16 protein-coding genes are annotated in these 17745 nt (G+C 60.6%); 10 read left to right on the top strand and 6 right to left on the bottom strand.

Annotation, left to right across the window (positions count from 1 at the left end; genetic code table 11):
- Nucleotides 1–37: 37 nt before the first annotated feature.
- From PYR65_RS13460 to PYR65_RS13415, 10 genes are all read left to right on the top strand, one after another.
- A complete protein-coding gene (locus PYR65_RS13460; protein WP_276118363.1) occupies nt 38–1612 on the top strand; it encodes an ABC transporter ATP-binding protein in 1575 nt (524 codons plus the stop codon).
- Complete coding sequence (locus PYR65_RS13455) at nt 1602–2696, top strand: ABC transporter permease (protein ID WP_276118362.1); 1095 nt, start codon at nt 1602–1604, stop codon at nt 2694–2696. Before PYR65_RS13460 ends, PYR65_RS13455 begins: the two co-directional genes overlap by 11 nt.
- Nucleotides 2696–3616, top strand: coding sequence for an ABC transporter permease (locus PYR65_RS13450; protein WP_060641086.1), 921 nt, complete (start codon nt 2696–2698; stop codon nt 3614–3616). The genes PYR65_RS13455 and PYR65_RS13450 overlap by 1 nt, the downstream gene beginning before the upstream one ends.
- Nucleotides 3617–3656: 40 nt before the next feature.
- Nucleotides 3657–4727 (top strand): BMP family ABC transporter substrate-binding protein, encoded by a 1071-nt coding sequence (locus tag PYR65_RS13445; protein ID WP_276118361.1) that lies wholly within the window; start codon nt 3657–3659, stop codon nt 4725–4727.
- A gap of 162 nt (nt 4728–4889) precedes the next feature.
- Entirely contained in the window at nt 4890–5852 is a 963-nt protein-coding gene (gene ytfQ / locus PYR65_RS13440) for a galactofuranose ABC transporter, galactofuranose-binding protein YtfQ (RefSeq protein WP_060641084.1), read from the top strand.
- A gap of 204 nt (nt 5853–6056) precedes the next feature.
- Nucleotides 6057–7580, top strand: a complete 1524-nt coding sequence (ytfR, locus tag PYR65_RS13435) for a galactofuranose ABC transporter, ATP-binding protein YtfR (RefSeq protein ID WP_276118360.1) — start codon at nt 6057–6059, stop codon at nt 7578–7580.
- Nucleotides 7577–8602: an ABC transporter permease gene (locus PYR65_RS13430; RefSeq protein ID WP_276118359.1), complete on the top strand. Its 1026-nt coding sequence runs from the start codon at nt 7577–7579 to the stop codon at nt 8600–8602. The genes ytfR and PYR65_RS13430 overlap by 4 nt, the downstream gene beginning before the upstream one ends.
- Nucleotides 8599–9567 carry a galactofuranose ABC transporter, permease protein YjfF gene (gene yjfF, locus PYR65_RS13425; RefSeq protein WP_276118358.1) on the top strand — a complete coding sequence of 323 codons (969 nt, stop codon included), beginning with the start codon at nt 8599–8601 and terminating at the stop codon, nt 9565–9567. The genes PYR65_RS13430 and yjfF overlap by 4 nt, the downstream gene beginning before the upstream one ends.
- A gap of 12 nt (nt 9568–9579) precedes the next feature.
- Nucleotides 9580–10344, top strand: a complete 765-nt coding sequence (locus PYR65_RS13420; RefSeq protein ID WP_060641080.1) for a FadR/GntR family transcriptional regulator — start codon at nt 9580–9582, stop codon at nt 10342–10344.
- A 195-nt stretch (nt 10345–10539) separates the two neighbouring features.
- Nucleotides 10540–11817, top strand: coding sequence for a hemolysin family protein (locus tag PYR65_RS13415; RefSeq protein WP_060641079.1), 1278 nt, complete (start codon nt 10540–10542; stop codon nt 11815–11817).
- A 179-nt stretch (nt 11818–11996) separates the two neighbouring features.
- Here PYR65_RS13415 and PYR65_RS13410 read toward each other — a convergent pair whose 3' ends face one another.
- The 6 genes from PYR65_RS13410 to PYR65_RS13385 all read right to left on the bottom strand — a co-directional run bounded on the left by PYR65_RS13410 (nt 11997) and on the right by PYR65_RS13385 (nt 17699).
- Entirely contained in the window at nt 11997–12143 is a 147-nt protein-coding gene (locus tag PYR65_RS13410) for a hypothetical protein (RefSeq protein WP_200953654.1), read from the bottom strand.
- Nucleotides 12144–12243: 100 nt separating this feature from the next.
- Nucleotides 12244–13452, bottom strand: a complete 1209-nt coding sequence (locus tag PYR65_RS13405) for a molybdopterin molybdotransferase MoeA (RefSeq protein ID WP_276118357.1) — start codon at nt 13450–13452, stop codon at nt 12244–12246.
- A complete protein-coding gene (moaC, locus tag PYR65_RS13400; protein WP_276118356.1) occupies nt 13452–13949 on the bottom strand; it encodes a cyclic pyranopterin monophosphate synthase MoaC in 498 nt (165 codons plus the stop codon). The genes PYR65_RS13405 and moaC overlap by 1 nt, the downstream gene beginning before the upstream one ends.
- On the bottom strand, nt 13946–14761 hold the full coding sequence (gene trpC, locus PYR65_RS13395) for an indole-3-glycerol phosphate synthase TrpC (protein WP_276118355.1): 816 nt from the start codon (nt 14759–14761) through the stop codon (nt 13946–13948). Before trpC ends, moaC begins: the two co-directional genes overlap by 4 nt.
- 11 nt (nt 14762–14772) lie before the next feature.
- The gene (gene trpD / locus PYR65_RS13390; protein ID WP_276118354.1) at nt 14773–15786 is read right to left on the bottom strand and encodes an anthranilate phosphoribosyltransferase; all 1014 of its coding nucleotides are present in this window, start codon (nt 15784–15786) and stop codon (nt 14773–14775) included.
- Between the two features lie 17 nt (nt 15787–15803).
- Complete coding sequence (locus PYR65_RS13385) at nt 15804–17699, bottom strand: peptidylprolyl isomerase (protein ID WP_276118353.1); 1896 nt, start codon at nt 17697–17699, stop codon at nt 15804–15806.
- Between the last annotated feature and the right edge of the window lie 46 nt (nt 17700–17745).

The raw sequence follows: 17745 nt of genomic DNA, 5'->3' as shown, positions 1-17745 counted from the left end.
CAGCCAGGGCAGCGAACCATGAGAAAAGAGGGGCGGCGTGTCGGCTGAGGGACAACCCGCCAACAGTCTATTGCTGGCTGTTGGCCAACTGACAAAACTGTTCGGCACATTCGCTGCCTGCGACGGAATCAATCTCGATATCAGGCCGGGCGAAATTCATGCGCTTCTCGGCGAAAACGGCGCCGGGAAATCGACGCTCGTCAAGATGCTGTTCGGCGTGCTCGCCCCCACCAGCGGCCAGATCGTCTGGCAGGGTCAGCCGGTGCGCATTGCAAGCCCGAGTGCTGCCCGCAAGCTCGGCATCGGCATGGTGTTCCAGCATTTCTCGCTGTTTGAGGCGCTGACGGTGGCCGAAAATATCGCGCTGTCGATGGATCCTGGCGTTTCGCTGGCGCGGATTGCCAAGGAAGCGTCCGATCTGTCGCATGCGTATGGCCTGCCGCTGGATCCGCATGCGCATGTGGCCGACCTGTCTGTCGGCGAGCGCCAGCGGATCGAAATCGTCCGCGCACTTCTGCAAAACCCAAAACTGATCATTCTCGACGAGCCGACCTCGGTGCTGACGCCGCAGGAGGCCGACCGGCTGTTTGAAACGCTGAACAAGCTGAAAGCCGAGGGACGCTCGGTCCTTTACATTAGTCACCGGCTGGAAGAGGTGCAGCGCATCTGCGACCGCGCCACCGTTCTGCGCCACGGCAAGGTGACGGGCGCGTGTGATCCCCGCCGCGAGACCCCGGCTTCGCTGGCGCGCATGATGGTCGGCAGCGATATCGCGCATGTGAGTGCCGAAGGCACGAGCGCGAAAGGCGCGGTGAAACTTGAGGCCCGACATCTGACTGCGGCGGCCAGAACGCCGTTTGCTGTGTCTTTAAAGAATATCTGTCTGAAAGTGCATGCCGGCGAAGTCTTGGCAATCGCCGGCGTTGCGGGCAATGGGCAGGGCGAACTGTTCGATGCGCTGTCTGGAGAATATCCTGTTGCCACCGACGATGTCATTTTGATCTCGGATCGGCCGGTTGGGACGCGCGGCATCAATGCCCGAAGGTTGATGGGCGCGGGTTTCGTGCCCGAGGAGCGCCATGGCCATGCGGCCGTTTCGGCGCTGTCGCTGTCTGACAATCTCATCCTTGCCCGCAGCCAATCCGACCGGCGCGCCTTTCTTGGCGGCGGCGTTTTGGGTCTGATCCGCCAGGATGCGGTGAAAATGGCGGCAAAGCGAATTTCGGCTGCGATGGATGTGCGCAAGAGCGGCGAGAACCCGCCGGCCGGGTCCCTGTCGGGCGGCAATCTGCAGAAATTCATCGTTGGCCGTGAACTCGACCGTCAACCGGCGGTCCTGATCGTCAACCAGCCCACCTGGGGCGTCGATGCCGGGGCGGCGAGCCGCATCCGGCAGGCTTTGGTCGATCTCGCCAAATCCGGTTCGGCCGTTCTGGTCATCAGCCAGGACCTCGACGAGATTTTCGAGGTTGCCACCGAGATCGCCGTGATCAGCGAAGGCAAGCTGTCCGACATCTATCCGGCCTCCGACCTCTCGCGTGAAAAGATCGGCCTGTTGATGGGCGGCATGTATGGCAAGACCGAGACTGCGGAGACGGCGCATGCGCATTGAACTGGAACGGCGTCCCGACGTCTCCAAGCTGTTTTCCATCCTGTCGCCGTTCATCGCGCTCGGCCTGACGCTGTTCTTCGGCGGCATCATGTTCATGATGCTGGGCAAGGACCCGTTCGCAGCGCTCTACAGCTTCTTCATCGAACCCTTGACGGAAGTCTGGTCGCTGCATGAACTGGCGATCAAGGCAGCCCCGCTCATTCTCATCGCGGTTGGCCTGTCGGTCTGCTACCGTTCGAACAACTGGAATATCGGCGCCGAGGGCCAGTTCATCATGGGAGCGATCGCCGGATCGATCTTGCCCGTGGTGTTCTATGAATGGCAATCGCCGCTGGTTCTGCCCCTGATGATGCTGTTCGGCATGCTGGGCGGCGCGCTGTTTGCCGGTATTCCCGCCTTCCTCAAGGCGCATTTGAATACCAATGAAATCCTCACCAGCCTGATGCTGGTCTATGTCGCACAGCTGTTTCTCGACTGGCTGGTGCGCGGACCCTGGCGCAATCCGGGTGGCATGAATTTTCCGGAAACCCGCACCTTCGACGCAACCGCCATCCTGCCGGAAATGATCGCGTCGGGGCGCGCGCATTGGGGCTTCGGCTTTGCGATCATCGCCGCGATCCTGATCTGGTTCATGATGCGCTACACGCTGAAAGGCTTCGAGATCACCGTGCTTGGCCAATCCCAGCGGGCAGGGCGGTTCGCCGGTTTCTCGTCGCGCAAGATGATCTGGTTTTCCATGCTGCTCTCGGGCGCTCTCGCCGGTCTTGCCGGCATTGCCGAAGTCAGCGGCGCAATCCAGCAGCTGCGCCCGGTCATTTCTCCCGGCTACGGTTTCACTGCCATCATCGTCGCCTTTCTCGGCCGGCTCAATCCGCTGGGGATCGTCGTTGCCGGGCTTGTGCTTGCGCTCACCTATCTCGGCGGCGAGGCGGTGCAGGTATCCTTGCAGATTTCCGACAAGCCGATCCGGGTGTTCCAGGGGCTGCTTCTGTTCTTCGTCCTCTCCTGCGATACGCTCATCCATTATAAGATCCGGATGATGTGGTACGATCTGTCCAAAACGACCGGCGAGGGGGTGCGCTGATGGGTATCTTCGAAGCCATGCTGTTGACGGTGATTACCGCAGCCACGCCGCTTGTGCTGGCGGCCATCGGCGAACTGGTCACCGAGCGCTCCGGCGTTCTCAATCTCGGTGTCGAGGGCATGATGGTGATGGGGGCAGCCTGCGCCTTCATCGCCACGCAGGTCACCGGCTCTCCCTATATCGGTATTCTCGCCGGCATTGCGGCCGGAGCGCTGTTTTCGCTGCTGTTCGGCTTTCTGACCCTGACGCTGGTTGCCAATCAGGTGGCGACGGGCCTCGCTTTGACCATTCTTGGGCTTGGCGTATCCAGCATGATCGCCGAACCCTATCTGGGGCAATCCGGCATCAAGCTCCCGCAGATCGTCTTTCCGGTCCTGTCGGATATCCCGTTCCTAGGGCCTCTTCTGTTCAGGCAGGATCTGATTTTCTATCTCTCGATCGCGCTGGTCGCCGGTGTCAACTGGTTCCTGTTCAAGAGCCGTGCCGGGCTGAAACTGCGCTCCGTTGGCGACAGCCATGCTTCGGCGCATGCGCTTGGGATCAACGTCATCCGCACCCGCTATCTGGCCGTGATGTTCGGTGGCGCCTGCGCCGGGCTGGCGGGGGCACAGCTGTCGCTGGTCTACACGCCGCAATGGGCTGAGAACATGTCGGCCGGGCGTGGCTGGATCGCGCTGGCGCTGGTGGTCTTTGCATCCTGGCGGCCCTGGCGGATCATCGCGGGTGGGTACCTCTTTGGCGCCGTGTCGATCAGCCAGCTTTATGTGCAGGCTCGCGGCATCGACATTCCCTCGCAGTTCCTTTCTGCTCTTCCCTACCTGGCGACAATTATCGTACTCATTCTCATCTCGCACAACCGGCGCACGACGTTGATCAATACGCCGGCTTCGCTCGGCAAGTCCTTTGTGCCAGACCGGTGAACAAGAACAACAACGCAAACCAAACCTACAGGGGTCAAAAATGAAAAAACTTCTTTTCGCACTCGCCACGACGGCGGCCGTCATCGGGTTTTCCGCTGGCGCCTATGCCGCCGACAAGGCAAAAGTCTGCTTCGTCTATGTTGGATCGAAGACCGACGGTGGCTGGACACAGGCCCATGATATCGGCCGTTTGGAGCTTGAAAAGGCGCTGGGCGACAAGATCGAAACGCAGTTTCTCGAAAACGTTCCGGAAGGTCCCGATGCCGAGCGCGCCATCGAGCGCCTGGCGCGTTCCGGTTGCGGCCTGATCTACACCACGTCGTTCGGCTTCATGGATGCAACCGTCAAGATTGCCGCGAAATTCCCCGACGTGAAGTTCGAGCACGCCACCGGCTACAAGACCGCCCCGAACCTTGCCACCTATAACAGCCGCTTCTATGAGGGCCGTTATATCCAGGGGCAGATCGCTGCCAAGATTTCGCAAAAGGGTGTGGCCGGCTACATCGCCTCCTTCCCGATCCCGGAAGTGGTGATGGGCATCAATGCCTTCGTCACCGGCGCCCGCTCCGTCAACCCTGATTTCAAGATCAAGGTCGTATGGGCAAACACCTGGTTCGACCCCGGCAAGGAAGCCGATGCCGCCAAGGCATTGATCGACCAGGGCGTTGATGTGTTGACGCAGCATACCGACACGACCGCGCCGATGCAGGTCGCTGCCGAGCGCGGCATCAAGGCCTTCGGCCAGGCGTCCGACATGATCAAGGCAGGTCCCGAAACCCAGCTGACGGCGATCGTCGATACCTGGGGTGCCTATTACATCAAGCGCACCCAGCTGTTTCTGGACGGCAAGTGGGAGACATCGTCGAGCTGGGACGGCCTGAAGGACGGCATCCTGACCATGGCGCCCTATACCAACATGCCCGACGACGTGAAGGCTCTGGCGGAAGAGACCCAGAAGAAGATCGAATCGGGCGAACTGAAGCCCTTCACCGGCCCGCTGAAAAAGCAGGACGGCTCGGAATGGCTGGCCGCTGGCGCGTCTTCGGATGACGGCACGCTTCTGGGCATGAACTTCTACGTCGAAGGCGTTGACGACAAGCTGCCGCAATAATTCCGGCATCACGATTTCGCAATCTGGGGCGGCCGCGAGGCCGCCCCTTTTGATTCCGGCTGTGAAAATTCGAACGGACGGATGCGAAACACTGTTTACATAAATCATATAGTATGATTTTTTGACTGCGCTGCTGAGGAGCAGCTTTTTGGGAGAAAAATCATGAAAATCAAGACTGCACTGAGCTGTGCCACGGTTCTGGCTGCCTGCATGTTTGGCCCGGCTTCGGCCGCCGATCTGACGATCGGCTTTTCGCAGATCGGTTCTGAATCCGGCTGGCGCGCGGCTGAAACGACGCTGACCAAGCAGGAAGCGGAAAAGCGCGGCATCGACCTCAAATTCGCCGACGCTCAGCAAAAACAGGAAAACCAGATCAAGGCCCTGCGATCCTTCATCGCCCAGGGCGTCAATGCGATTCTCATCGCACCGGTCGTCGCAACCGGCTGGGATGAAGTTCTGACGGAAGCCAAGGACGCCGAAATCCCGGTGATCCTTCTCGACCGTACGGTCGATTCGTCCGATGATCTCTACTTGACGGCCGTCACCTCCGACCTCGTTCACGAAGGCAATGTCGCCGGCAAATTCCTGGTCGATACTGTCGGCACCAAGCAGTGCAACGTTGTCGAGCTGCAGGGCACAACAGGTTCTTCGCCGGCTATCGATCGCAAGAAGGGTTTCGAAGAAGCGCTGAAGGGTCATGACAACCTGAAGATCATCCGCAGCCAGACAGGCGATTTCACCCGTACCAAGGGCAAGGAAGTCATGGAAAGCTTCCTGAAGGCGGAAGATGGCGGCAAGAACATCTGCGCGCTCTACGCCCATAATGACGACATGGCCGTCGGCGCCATTCAGGCAATCAAGGAAGCCGGCCTGAAGCCGGGCAAGGATATCCTCGTCGTTTCCATCGACGCCGTTCCGGACATCTTCCAGGCGATGGCAGCCGGTGAGGCCAATGCAACTGTCGAACTGACGCCGAACATGGCAGGTCCTGCATTGGACGCACTCGACGCGTTCCTCAAGGACGGCACCAAGCCTGCCAAGTGGATCCAGACGGAATCGAAGCTCTACACCCAGGCTGACGATCCGCAGAAGGTCTATGAGGAAAAGAAGGGCCTCGGCTACTGATCAACTGCCGGCATCGCGCTCACGTCGCATCCACGGTCTTTCGACCGGAATGTCGATGGGAATACGATGCCGGCAAATCGTCTTGTGCCGTCTCAGTCGCCAAGCCTGCGGATTGCCACGGGATTCACCGCCCGCCACCGACGCGTCCCCGGCAGGCGACTTTCCCGCGCAGCCCGGCCTCGTATCTTTGAAGAATCCGGTTTCATGCCAAGCAGCTCAAACGATATTCTAGTCGCCGCCGGGATGGTAAAAACCTTTCCAGGTGCCATAGCCCTCAACAAGGTGGATTTCTCGCTGCGGCGCGGCGAAGTGCATGCGCTGCTGGGTGAAAACGGTGCTGGAAAATCAACGCTGATCAAATGCATGACCGGCGCGTACCGCCGCGACGCAGGGCAACTGACGCTCGATGGCGAGGAGATCGATCCGCGCGACACGCTCGATGCGCAAAAGCTCGGGATCGGCACCGTCTATCAGGAAGTCAATCTGCTCGGAAATCTGAGCGTAGCCGAAAATCTCTTCCTCGGCCGCCAGCCCCGCCGCTTCGGGCTCATTCAGGCCGGCGAGATGAACCGGCGGGCCAAAGGCCTGCTGGCGCAATATGGCATCGACATCAACGTCTCGGCTGCGCTCGAAAGCTATTCCGTCGCGATCCAGCAGGTGGTGGCGATCGCGCGTGCCGTTGATCTCTCCGGCAAGGTCCTGATCCTCGATGAGCCGACCGCCAGTCTTGATGCCCAGGAAGTGGAAATGCTGTTTGGCATCGTCCGTGATCTCAAGGCGAGGGGGCTCGGCATCGTCTTCATCACCCATTTTCTGGAACAGGTCTACGATCTCTCCGACCGTATCACCGTGCTGCGCAATGGCCAGCTGGTCGGCACGCGCGATACTGCATCGCTGCCGCGCCGCGAACTCGTCACGATGATGCTGGGCCACGAACTCCAGTCGGTCGAAAAGGCGGTTGCCGAAACGGATGCGGCAAGCGGCCCCGTGCATGTCCGGTTTTCGAAATTTGGCAAGGCCGGCAAGATCAAGCCGTTCGATCTCGACGTCCGCAAAGGGGAAGTCGTCGGCATCGCCGGCCTTCTCGGCTCCGGCCGCACCGAGACCGCGGAGCTGATGTTCGGTGTGCACAGGGCCGATAGCGGCAGCGTCGATATCGGCGGAAAGACGGTCAATCTGTCATCGCCGCGCGCTGCCATTGCCGAAGGTTTCGGCTTCTGTCCCGAGGACCGCAAGCTGGACGGTATTATCGGCGAATTGTCCGTGCGCGAAAACATCGCTCTTGCGCTGCAGGCCCGGCGTGGCTGGGCACGGCCATTGTCCGCATCAGAACAAAATGCGCTGGCCGATCGCTATATCAAGGCATTGGACATCCGGACCAGCGACCGGGAAAAGCCGATCCGGCTGCTCTCCGGCGGCAATCAGCAGAAGGCTATCCTGGCGCGTTGGCTTGCGACCAATCCGCAATTTCTCATCCTCGACGAGCCGACGCGCGGCATCGATGTCGGCGCCCACGCGGAAATCATCCGCCTGATCGGGGAACTCTGCGCTGAGGGCATGTCCCTGATCGTCATCTCGTCTGAATTGGAGGAACTCGTGGCGTACAGCTCGCGCATCATCGTGCTGCGGGATCGTGCCCATGTCGCCGAACTCACCGGCAGCGAGATCACCACCGAACATATCGTCAATTCCATTGCGGCGGCAACGGATCAAGGAGGCGCACGATGATCGACACCGCAAAACGCCTTGGCTGGCGCCTTCTGCCGCAATTCGTCGCGCTGGCACTGATCCTGATTCTGATCCGGCTGGTCTTTCCCGATTTCTTTTCCATCCAGATACAGAACGGCCGGCTTTATGGCAGCCTGATCGACATTCTCAATCGCGGTGCCCCGGTCGCACTTCTGGCCGTCGGCATGACGGTGGTGATCGCCACCAAAGGCATCGATCTCTCCGTCGGCGCCGTCATGGCCATCTGTGGCGCTGTTGCCGCCGCATCCAGCGTGCGTGGCGATCCGCTCGCCGTCACGCTGTTGCTGGCGGTGGGAACGGGCCTGATCTGCGGCGTCTGGAACGGCTTTCTGGTGTCTGTCCTGAATATCCAGCCGATCATTGCGACGCTCGTGCTGATGGTGGCCGGGCGCGGCATTGCGCAGCTGGTAACCGAAGGCGCGATCCTCACCTTCAACGATCCCGGCCTGATCTTCATCGGCAGCGGCTCTTTCCTGGGGCTCCCCATGCCCGTGGTCATCTGGCTGATATTTGGCATCGCTGTTGCCGCTCTGGTGCGGCGCACGGCGCTCGGCATGCTGATCGAGGCCGTCGGCATCAACCGCCGCGCCAGCACGCTGTCGGGCATTCAGACGCCGCTGCTGTTGATGGCGGCCTATATGCTGTCTGGCCTGTGTGCTGCTGTTGCCGGGTTGATCGTCACGGCTGATATCAGGGGCGCCGACGCCAACAATGCCGGCCTCTGGCTCGAGCTTGATGCCATTCTCGCCGTCGTCGTCGGCGGAACGTCGCTGCTCGGCGGACGGTTCAGCATCGTTGCCTCGCTGATCGGCGCGATGATCATTCAGGCCGTGAATACCGGCATCCTGTCCTCGGGCTTTCCGCCGGAATTCAACCTGATCATCAAGGCGGCGATCATCGTCATCATCCTCGTCATCCAGTCGCCGCGCGTGCAGTCGGGCTTGACCTTCCTTGGCCGCAAATCGGTCCGTAGAGACAGAGCGGAGCAGTCCGTCAGATGAACCAGAAATATCTCCCGCTGATCGCCACCATCGTCATCTTCGTCGTGTCCTATGCGGCCTGCGCTGCCCAGTATCCGAATCTCCTGTCAACGCGTGTCATCGGCAACCTGTTGACCGACAATGCCTTTTTGGGCATTGCCGCCGTTGGCATGACCTTCGTCATCCTGTCCGGCGGCATTGACCTGTCCATCGGCTCGGTCATCGCTTTCACCGGTATTTTCCTCGCCGTTCTCCTGCAGAATACCAGCATCCATCCGCTAGCCGCCTTCGCGCTTGTGCTTGTGATCACCACGCTGTTCGGCGCGGTCATGGGGGCAATCATCCACTATCTGGAAATGCCCGCCTTCATCGTCACCTTGGCCGGCATGTTTCTCGCCCGCGGCATGGCCTTTGTCCTGTCGGTCGATTCGATCCCGATCAAGCATCCGTTTTATGCCGCGATGAAGACCTTCTACTACAAGCTGCCCGGTGGTGGCCGCATCACGCTGATTGGTGGACTGATGCTCTTGGTTTTCGCCGCCGGTATCCTCATTGCCCAGCGCACTCGCTTCGGCACCAACGTCTATGCGCTGGGCGGCGGCACCCAGACATCCGCTCTGATGGGCGTTCCGGTTGGCCGCACGACGATGATGATCTACGGTCTGTCCGGCTTTCTCGCCGGGCTTTCGGGAATCGTTTATTCCCTCTACACATCGGCAGGCTATTCGCTGGCCACGGTGGGTGTCGAGCTGGATGCGATTGCTGCGGTTGTGATCGGGGGAACGCTTCTGACGGGCGGTGCAGGCTTTGTCGGCGGAACGCTTATCGGCGTCTTGATCCAGGGGCTGATCCAGACCTACATCACCTTTGATGGTTCGCTGTCGAGTTGGTGGACGAAAATTCTGATCGGTGCTTTGCTGTTCGCATTCATCTTGATGCAAAAGGCCATCCTGCTGTTGTCACGCCGGAACAAAACATATTCCTGAGGGGGGAGTTGCTTGCGAAAGGGTCTGCTCGAAACCGTCTTGACCGGTGCGCGAACGCGCACAAGCCACGCGCAGGTGGTGGACGAACTGGGCAAGGCCATCGTGTCGGGCGAATTTCCCGTGGGCTCCATCCTGCCCGGCGATCCGGAACTGGCAATGCGTTTCAAGGTGTCGCGCACGGTGCTGCGCGAGGCGATGAAGACGCTGGCCGCCAAGGGCTTGATCGTGCCGCGTGCCCGCATCGGCACACGGGTGACGGCGAAAAACCAGTGGAACCTGTTCGACAGCGATGTACTGACCTGGCATTTCCATCGTGGCGTCGATGAGGAATTCCTCTATCATCTGAGCGAGATACGCCTGGCCTTCGAACCGCATGCCGCAGCCCTTGCGGCTGTCAATGCGACGGAAGCCGAGATCAGTGGCATGATGCGGCTGGCGGTCGCCATGGGCGATCCGGGACACACGGCCGAAACCCTGGCAATGGCCGATCTGCGCTTTCATCTCGCCGTCGTCGAAGCCTCCGGCAACCCCTTCATGCGCACCGTCGGCAGCCTGATCGAGGCGGCGCTGGTCGGTATCTTCAAGCTGAGCTCACCGGCATCGGGCCGCGAAGGCATTGATGAAGTCTCGCGCTCGCACATCAAGATCGTCGAGCAGATCAGCCGGCGTGATGAGGCGCAGGCGCGCGCGGCAATGGAAAATGTCATCCGCGTCGGGCGCGAACGCGTCCGGGCGGCCCTCAAGGGGCTCGATGAAGTCGAGGCGCTGACCCGGTGATTGCCACCTTTGGTTTTGGGACTTCAGCCAGCTGACTGTTGCCTTTGCCCGCCGATAAATCAGGACGAGACCCAAAAGTACCGGAAATCTTCAGTTGCCGCCTTGCTGCAACTGCGTCTTCCGCCTATTTGATAGGGCTGAACTGACATGCGCCGCCTCCGGCGCGTGTATCTCCATCAACGGTGTCCGAGGGTTATGTCCGAACTGATTGTTATTTTCGTACTTCTTTTGATCAATGCGTTTTTCGCACTTTCGGAAATGGCAATTGTATCGGCAAGCCGGCCACTGCTGCGGCAGATGGCAAAACAGGGCAACAGCCGCGCCGAACTGGCGCTCCGGCTGGCCGAAGATCCCGGAAAATTCCTCTCCACGGTCCAGGTCGGCATTACCCTCGTCGGAACGCTGGCCGGTGCCTATGGTGGCGCCACCATCGCCGACAAGCTGGCGCCGACCCTGAACGAGATCAGCTGGATCAATCCCTATGGCAGCACGGTTGCCGTTGCGTTGGTCGTCACGCTCATCACCTATCTTTCCGTCGTGATCGGCGAGCTTATCCCCAAGCAGCTGGCACTGAAGAATTCCGAAGGCGTGGCGATGTTCGTCGCGACCCCGATGTCGTTCCTGTCGCGTCTCGCCGCTCCCGTCGTCTACCTGTTCGAGATGTCGGCATCGCTGTTCATGCGGATTTTCGGCGTGTCCAGCGATAGCGATCATGTCACGGAAGAAGAGGTCCAGGCGATCATGGCCGAGGGCGTCGAAAGCGGCGCCATCGAGAAGTCGGAACATGAAATGCTGAGACGCATCATCCGTCTGGGCGACCGCAACGTCAAATCGATCATGACGCATCGCACCGAAGTCAGCTTCATCGACGTCAACGATACGCTCGAGACCATCCGTGCCAAGGTCGAGCAGACGGCACATTCCCGCTATCCGGTCATGGATGCGACCGGCGAAGTGCTGGGCGCCGTCCAGGTCAAGGAAATCTTGAATGCTCCGGCCAAATCCGGCTTCCAGATCCGCAATTTCGTCAAGGATATCCACACCTTGCCGGAGACGGCCTCCTGCCTGAAAGCACTCGAGGCCTTCAAGGCATCGCATATCAACATGGCGATGATCGTCGATGAATATGGCAGTATCGAAGGCATCATTACGATCGCCGACATCCTGGAAGCCATCGTCGGCGTCCTGCCGTCAAACTATGACGATATCGAACACGCCCTGATCCGTCAGCGCGACGATGGTTCCTATCTTGTCGATGGCCGCACGCCGATCGACGAAATCCATCTGACCATCGGCATCGACGAAATCGATTCGGACGGCAGCTACGAGACCATTTCCGGCTTTCTGGTGCAGCAGCTGCGCAAGAACCCGGAGGAGGGTGACGTTACGGAAGCCTATGGCTATCGTTTCGAAGTCATCGACATGGATGGCCGCCGTATCGACAAGATCCTCGTCTCGCGCGCGACGCTTTAGCAATCACTTGAAAAACAAAAAGGCCGGGAAACCCCGACCTTTTGTCAATTCGTCTGATGTTTGGCCTGCTAGTACATCCGTAGTCAGGTCAACTGCGGTCTATATTCCGCTGCTTTGGTTAATAAAAGGTTAACGCGCATGACGCTGTACTGCTGGGCGCCGTCATGCGCAATGTTCCGTCAGTTTTCCTCGATCGAGATGCCGCCTTCGCCGATTTTCACTTCGACGCCGTCGGGCTTGGATTCCTTGTCATAGACGTAAATACCCAATCCGACGACAACGACGACGAGGGCTCCGATAAGCATGTAGAGTGCATTGCGGTTCAATGTCATGTCCTTCCGATAACTGCAATTTTGCCGGGGAATAGATAGGCGCGTCTGCGTGTTTGGGAAGGGTGGCTACGGGGCGTCTGCACCGATTCTGCAATCAGCGCAGCACCATGATATCGCACAGCTTTCCCGCATCGAGAGCTGATGCATGCGGCGGCCGGATGATCAGGCAATCGGACTGGGCAAAGACCTGCATCATCGAGGAATCCTGCCGCGAAAATGTCTCGGTCTGCAGCGAGCCGTCGCTGCTGCGCGACAGGCGTGCGCGAACATAGTCCTGCCGCTTGTCATTTTCCGGCAGTGGCGTCAGCGTATACGCCTTGGCGCTGCGGTCACGCGGGGGCAGGGAGCCCAGATGCCGCAGCAACGGTTCCAGAAACAGCAGCGAGCAGACAAGGCTGGAGACCGGGTTGCCGGGCAGGCCGAGCACGATCATGCCGTCGAGCGACCCGACCATCAGGGGCTTGCCGGGCCGCATGGCGATTTGCCAGAAGTCGAGCACCATGCCGTTTTCCACCAGGGTGGATTGAACCAGATCATGATCGCCGACAGAGGCGCCGCCAAGCGTCACCAGAATATCCGCACCGGCCGCCTTGGCTTTCGCAACGGCATTTGAAATCGCCGTCTTGTCATCGCGCGCGATGCCGAGATCAACGATCCCAGCGCCGTTGTCGCGGGCGATGGCGGCCACGCCGTAGGTGTTCGAGGCGATGATCTGGTCGGGACCGGGAATGCTGCCCGGCGGCAGCAGTTCATCGCCGGTCGCCAGGATCGCGACCTTCGGACGGGCGAGCACCGGAAGCTGCGGATGGTTCATTCCGGCCGCAACCGTCAAACGCCCGGCATCAAGCACGTCACCGGCGCGCAGCACGACGTCGCCGGCGGTAAAATCCTGTCCCTTGGGGCGGATATGACGGCCTTTTTCCAGCGCAAACGTGGTGCGGATCCGGTTGTCCGGCAGTTTTTCTGCGTCTTCCTGGATCAGCACGGTGTCCGCACCGGCCGGAACCGGCGCGCCGGTGAAGATGCGCACCACTTCGCCCCGGCCGACGGGGCCGGAAAAGCCGCGTCCTGCCGCCGATTCGCCGATGACGGAAAGCTCCGTGCCGATTTCGGCAAAATCCTCGTGATGCCCGGCATATCCGTCCATCGCCGAATTGTCGAAGGCAGGATGCGTCACGCGGGCGGCGACATCGCTTGCCAGAACACGGCCCATGGCGTCATGCAGATCCACCATTTCGACGCGGGTCAGCGCTGGTGCTTTGAGCAGCCGGTCGAGCGCATCTGATACCGGGAGCAAAGCCATCAGCCCTGTCTATCCTTCCGGCTGTAATCGCCGGACCGGCCACCGGATTTCTGGGCAAGCCGGATGCCGCCGATTTCCATCTCGCGATCGGCTGCCTTCGCCATGTCATAGATCGTCAGGCAGGCGACGCTGGCAGCGGTCAGCGCTTCCATCTCCACACCGGTACGGCCGGTGAGCTTTGCCATTGCTTCCACACGCAGGCCGGGGAGCGTCTCATCGGCGGAAATCTCCACGGAAACCTTCGACAGCATCAGCGGGTGGCACAGCGGAATGAGGTTAGCCGTCTGTTTTGCCGCCATGATGCCGGCAAGGCGGGCCGTCGCGAGCACGTCGCCTTTCTTGGCATTGCCCTTCAAAATGAGATCGAGCGTCTCCGGCCGCATGCGCACAAAGCCCTCGGCAACGGCAATCCGCACCGTCTCCGCCTTATCGCTGACATCGACCATGTTGGCCTGGCCGTCAGCGCCGACATGGGTGAGGGAGGATGTGCCCGTCATTCGGCAGCCAGGCTCGTTGTGGAACCGGTGAGCAGGGTGCGGGTGGCAGCGGTCACGTCGTCCTTACGCATCAGGCTTTCACCGACCAGGAATGTCGAGATGCCGCTCTTTGCCAGCCGCACGCAGTCGTCATGGCTGAAAATACCGCTCTCGCCGACCAGCAACCGGTCTGCCGGAACCTGCGGCGATAGCTTTTCGGACAGAGCGATATCCACCTCGAACGTCTTCAGATTGCGGTTGTTGATCCCCAGCAGCGGCGAGCTGAGCTTCAGCGCCCGCTCCAATTCCTCCGCGTCGTGAACCTCGACCAGAACATCCATACCGAGCGTCAATGCCTCGTCTTCGAGCCTTTGCGCATCGCTGTCATTCAGCGACGCCATGATCAGCAAGATGCAATCCGCACCCCAGGCGCGCGCCTCGTGAACCTGATAGGTCTCGAACATGAAATCCTTGCGCAAGGCCGGAAGCGAACAGGCGTTGCGCGCCGCAGTCAGAAATTCCGGCGCACCTTGGAAGCTTGGGCTATCGGTCAGCACCGACAGGCATGCCGCGCCGCCGGCCTCATAGGCTTTTGCCAGGAGCGGCGGATCGAAATCCGGACGGATCAATCCTTTCGAGGGGCTCGCTTTTTTGATCTCAGCAATGAGACCGAAAAGGCCTTCCGACTGCTTGGCTTTCAGCGCATTGAGAAATCCGCGTGGCGCTTCTTGGCCACCGGCCATCGCCTTGAGATCAGCGAGGCTGACGCGTGATTTTGCAGCCGCGATTTCCGCGCGTTTATAGATTTCGATCTTCTGCAGAATATCGGCCATCGATCGTCTCCTTATGCCGCGTTCGAAACGCGGATGAGCCGCTCCAGCGTCGCATCGGCAGCGCCGCTTGTCAGCGATTGACGGGCAAGCACCATGCCCTCGCGAAGGTCTGCGGCCCGTCCGGCGATCACCAGGGACGCAGCCGCATTGGCAAGCGAGATGTCGCGGTAAGGCGTTGCATCGCCCTGAAGCACGCCCTTCAGCGCCACGGCATTATGGGCGCCATCGCCGCCCTTCAGGTCGGCGAGCAGAACCGTTTCAAGGCCAAAATCGGAGGGCGTCAGCTCGAACGTGCGGATGTTACTGTTCTCAAGTGCTGCGACCTGCGTAACGCCGGTCGTGGTGATCTCGTCCAGCCCTTCGCCATGCACGACCCAGACACTTTTCGAGCCGAGATCGCGCAAGACTTCCGCAACGGGGACAACCCACTGCGGCGCAAACACGCCAACCAACTGCTGGGTCACACCGGCGGGGTTCGACAGGGGCCCGAGCAGGTTGAAAATCGTCCGTGTCCCAAGCTCGACCCGCGTCGGGCCGACATGGCGCATGGCGGAATGATGCTGCTGCGCAAACATGAAGCCGAGACCAGCTTCTGAAATGCAGCGCGCGATCGTATCCGGGCCGATATCGAGCTTGACGCCGAGGCAGGAGAGGGCGTCTGCGGTTCCCGACTTGGAGCTGAGCGCCCGGTTGCCATGCTTGGCCACGGGAACACCGGCGCCGGCAACGATCAAGGCGGCCAGCGTCGAGATGTTATAGGTCCCGGCGCCATCGCCGCCGGTTCCGACGATGTCGATGGCGTCTGCCGGAGCATTCACCGTCAGCATGCGGGCCCGCATCGCGCCGACGGCGCCGACGATCTCATCGACGGTTTCGCCGCGCACGCGCAGCGCCATCAGGAAGCCGCCTATCTGGGAAGGCGTCGCCTCGCCGGACATGATGATTTCGAAGGCGGCGCGTGCATCGTCGCGGTTCAGCGCTTCACCCGCTGCGGCCTTGGCGACGAAAGGCTTCAAGTCCGGCATGCTGATCCCTTTTTGCGTTACCGCTGCTGCGACAGAGCGACGTCGGCGAGCTGCTGGTTGATCGAGACACCGTAACCCTTCTGCAACTCGCTGACCATCTGATCGAGAATGTCGTCGCCGCTGGCCTGGGCGATGGCATTGATCTGGCGATCGTCATTGTCGAGCGCATCGCCCGGATTGTCGTCATCGACTTCGGTGACTTTCAAAAGGATCTGGCCTTCGCCGCCGATCCCGGCTGCGTTGGCGACCAGGCCGTTTGCGCCGCTGAATGCCGCAGCGACGGCTGCGGGGCTGAGCGCTGCATCTTCCGCCGAGCGGCGAAGTCCGGACTTGGTTTCAACCGCAATGCCGAGTTCGGTGGCAATCGCTGCCAATGTCTCGCCCTTTTCGACGCGCGCCTTCAGCGCCACGGCCTTTGCGGCCAGCTCGTTGCGCTGCTGTTCCGCCGTCCAGTCGGCAACGACCCGTTCGCGGGCTTCATCCAGCGTGCGGTCGCGGGCGGGCGTCACTTCATCAACATCGAACCAGACGTAACCGTCGCGGCCGAGATTGACCGGCAGAGTTTCCCCGTCAGGGTCAGCCTTGAAGGCTTCTTCCAGCAAGGTCTTTGCCTCCGGGATCCCGGCAATGGCGTCGCCATTCGTATCGTTGCCGCGGGCATCGACAGCGTTCAGAACAACCAGCTTGAGGTTGGTCTGTTGAGCAGCTTCCTGCATCGGCGCTCCGGAATTGCGGGCGTCCTCGAATTTGTCATGGATGCCCATGATTTCATTGGCGGCGTTGCTCAGCGCCAGTTCGGTGCGCAGTTCTTCCTTGACCTCGTCATAGGAACGGACTGTCTGCGGCTTGATATTGGTGACGCGCAGGATGACCGGGCCGAAGGCGCCGTCGATCACAGGCGATGTCTGGCCGTCTGCAACCACAGCGAAGGCCGCATCGCCAAGCTTGGCATCGGGCATGCGGTCACGGGTGAAATCGCCGAGCAGAACGTCGTTGGAGGTCTTGCCGGAGGCCTTGACGAGATCGTCGAAACTCGTGCCGGTGGAAAGCTTAACGGCGGCTGCGTCAGCCTCCGCCCGCGAGGGGAAGGACAGCTGTTCGACCGTGCGGGTTTCCGCCGAGCTAAAACTGTTCTTGCGCTTCTCATAGTCGGCGCGCAGCTCGTCTTCGGTGACGGAAGCCGGATCGGCGATATCGGTGGGCTCGAGCTTCACATAGCTGATCTTGCGGAATTCCGGAGCGCGATATTCAGCCTTGCGCGTCTCGAACCAGGGCTGGAGCACCTCGTCGGAGGGCGCCTTGACCGGATCGACATTGGCATTCGACAAAAGCAGATAGTCGATCGTGCGTGTCTGGTTGCGATATTGGCGCAGCGCGTCGCCGAGCACCTTCGGCGGCACATAACCATCCGACAGCGCTTCGACGATCTGCGAGCGCACGGCAACCTGGCTGCGATTGTTGATATAATCCTGTTCGCGAAGCCCGGCATTGCGCAGCACGCTCGAGAAGGTCGCGCGGTCGAACTGGCCGTTGACACCCTTGAATGCCGGGTCCTCGCTGATCAGCGAGGCGAGGCGGTCCTGCGACAGGCCGAGATTCATGTTTTCCGACAGCTGATCGAGCGTCGCACCGGCGACGAGCTGCGAGTAGACCTGCGCTTCAACGCCGAAGGCCTTGGCCTGATCGCGGGTCAGCCGCGTCCCGAACTGGCGGGAAAGCTGGGCGAGCTGGCGCTCATAGGCAAGGCGGAAATCGCTGGGAGAGACCTTGACGTCGCCAACGGTTACCACCGCATCAGTGGTCCCCGTCACCAGCGACGTGGATACACCCCAGACACCGAAGGAAAGAACAAGAAGGACCAAAAGTCCTTTGACAACCCAGGTTTGGGCGCCTCTTCTCAGGAATTCAAGCATGGGACTGCATACCTCGTCGCAATTTCATAGCCGCCGGATGGCAACC

The organism is Pararhizobium qamdonense (assembly GCF_029277445.1).
Lineage (GTDB): Bacteria > Pseudomonadota > Alphaproteobacteria > Rhizobiales > Rhizobiaceae > Pararhizobium > Pararhizobium qamdonense.
Note: the sequence above shows the minus strand (reverse complement) of the source record. Positions and strands in the feature narration are given on the sequence as shown.

Excerpts from the sequence above, each read along its gene's own strand:
- PYR65_RS13455 (WP_276118362.1), top strand. The coding sequence starts at position 1,602 with ATGCGCATTGAACTGGAACGGCGTCCCGACGTCTCCAAGCTGTTTTCC.
- PYR65_RS13450 (WP_060641086.1), top strand. The coding sequence starts at position 2,696 with ATGGGTATCTTCGAAGCCATGCTGTTGACGGTGATTACCGCAGCCACG.
- PYR65_RS13445 (WP_276118361.1), top strand. The coding sequence starts at position 3,657 with ATGAAAAAACTTCTTTTCGCACTCGCCACGACGGCGGCCGTCATCGGG.
- ytfQ (WP_060641084.1), top strand. The coding sequence starts at position 4,890 with ATGAAAATCAAGACTGCACTGAGCTGTGCCACGGTTCTGGCTGCCTGC.
- ytfR (WP_276118360.1), top strand. The coding sequence starts at position 6,057 with ATGCCAAGCAGCTCAAACGATATTCTAGTCGCCGCCGGGATGGTAAAA.
- PYR65_RS13430 (WP_276118359.1), top strand. The coding sequence starts at position 7,577 with ATGATCGACACCGCAAAACGCCTTGGCTGGCGCCTTCTGCCGCAATTC.
- yjfF (WP_276118358.1), top strand. The coding sequence starts at position 8,599 with ATGAACCAGAAATATCTCCCGCTGATCGCCACCATCGTCATCTTCGTC.
- PYR65_RS13415 (WP_060641079.1), top strand. The coding sequence starts at position 10,540 with ATGTCCGAACTGATTGTTATTTTCGTACTTCTTTTGATCAATGCGTTT.
- PYR65_RS13405 (WP_276118357.1), bottom strand. The coding sequence starts at position 13,452 with ATGGCTTTGCTCCCGGTATCAGATGCGCTCGACCGGCTGCTCAAAGCA.
- moaC (WP_276118356.1), bottom strand. The coding sequence starts at position 13,949 with ATGACGGGCACATCCTCCCTCACCCATGTCGGCGCTGACGGCCAGGCC.
- trpC (WP_276118355.1), bottom strand. The coding sequence starts at position 14,761 with ATGGCCGATATTCTGCAGAAGATCGAAATCTATAAACGCGCGGAAATC.
- trpD (WP_276118354.1), bottom strand. The coding sequence starts at position 15,786 with ATGCCGGACTTGAAGCCTTTCGTCGCCAAGGCCGCAGCGGGTGAAGCG.
- PYR65_RS13385 (WP_276118353.1), bottom strand. The coding sequence starts at position 17,699 with ATGCTTGAATTCCTGAGAAGAGGCGCCCAAACCTGGGTTGTCAAAGGA.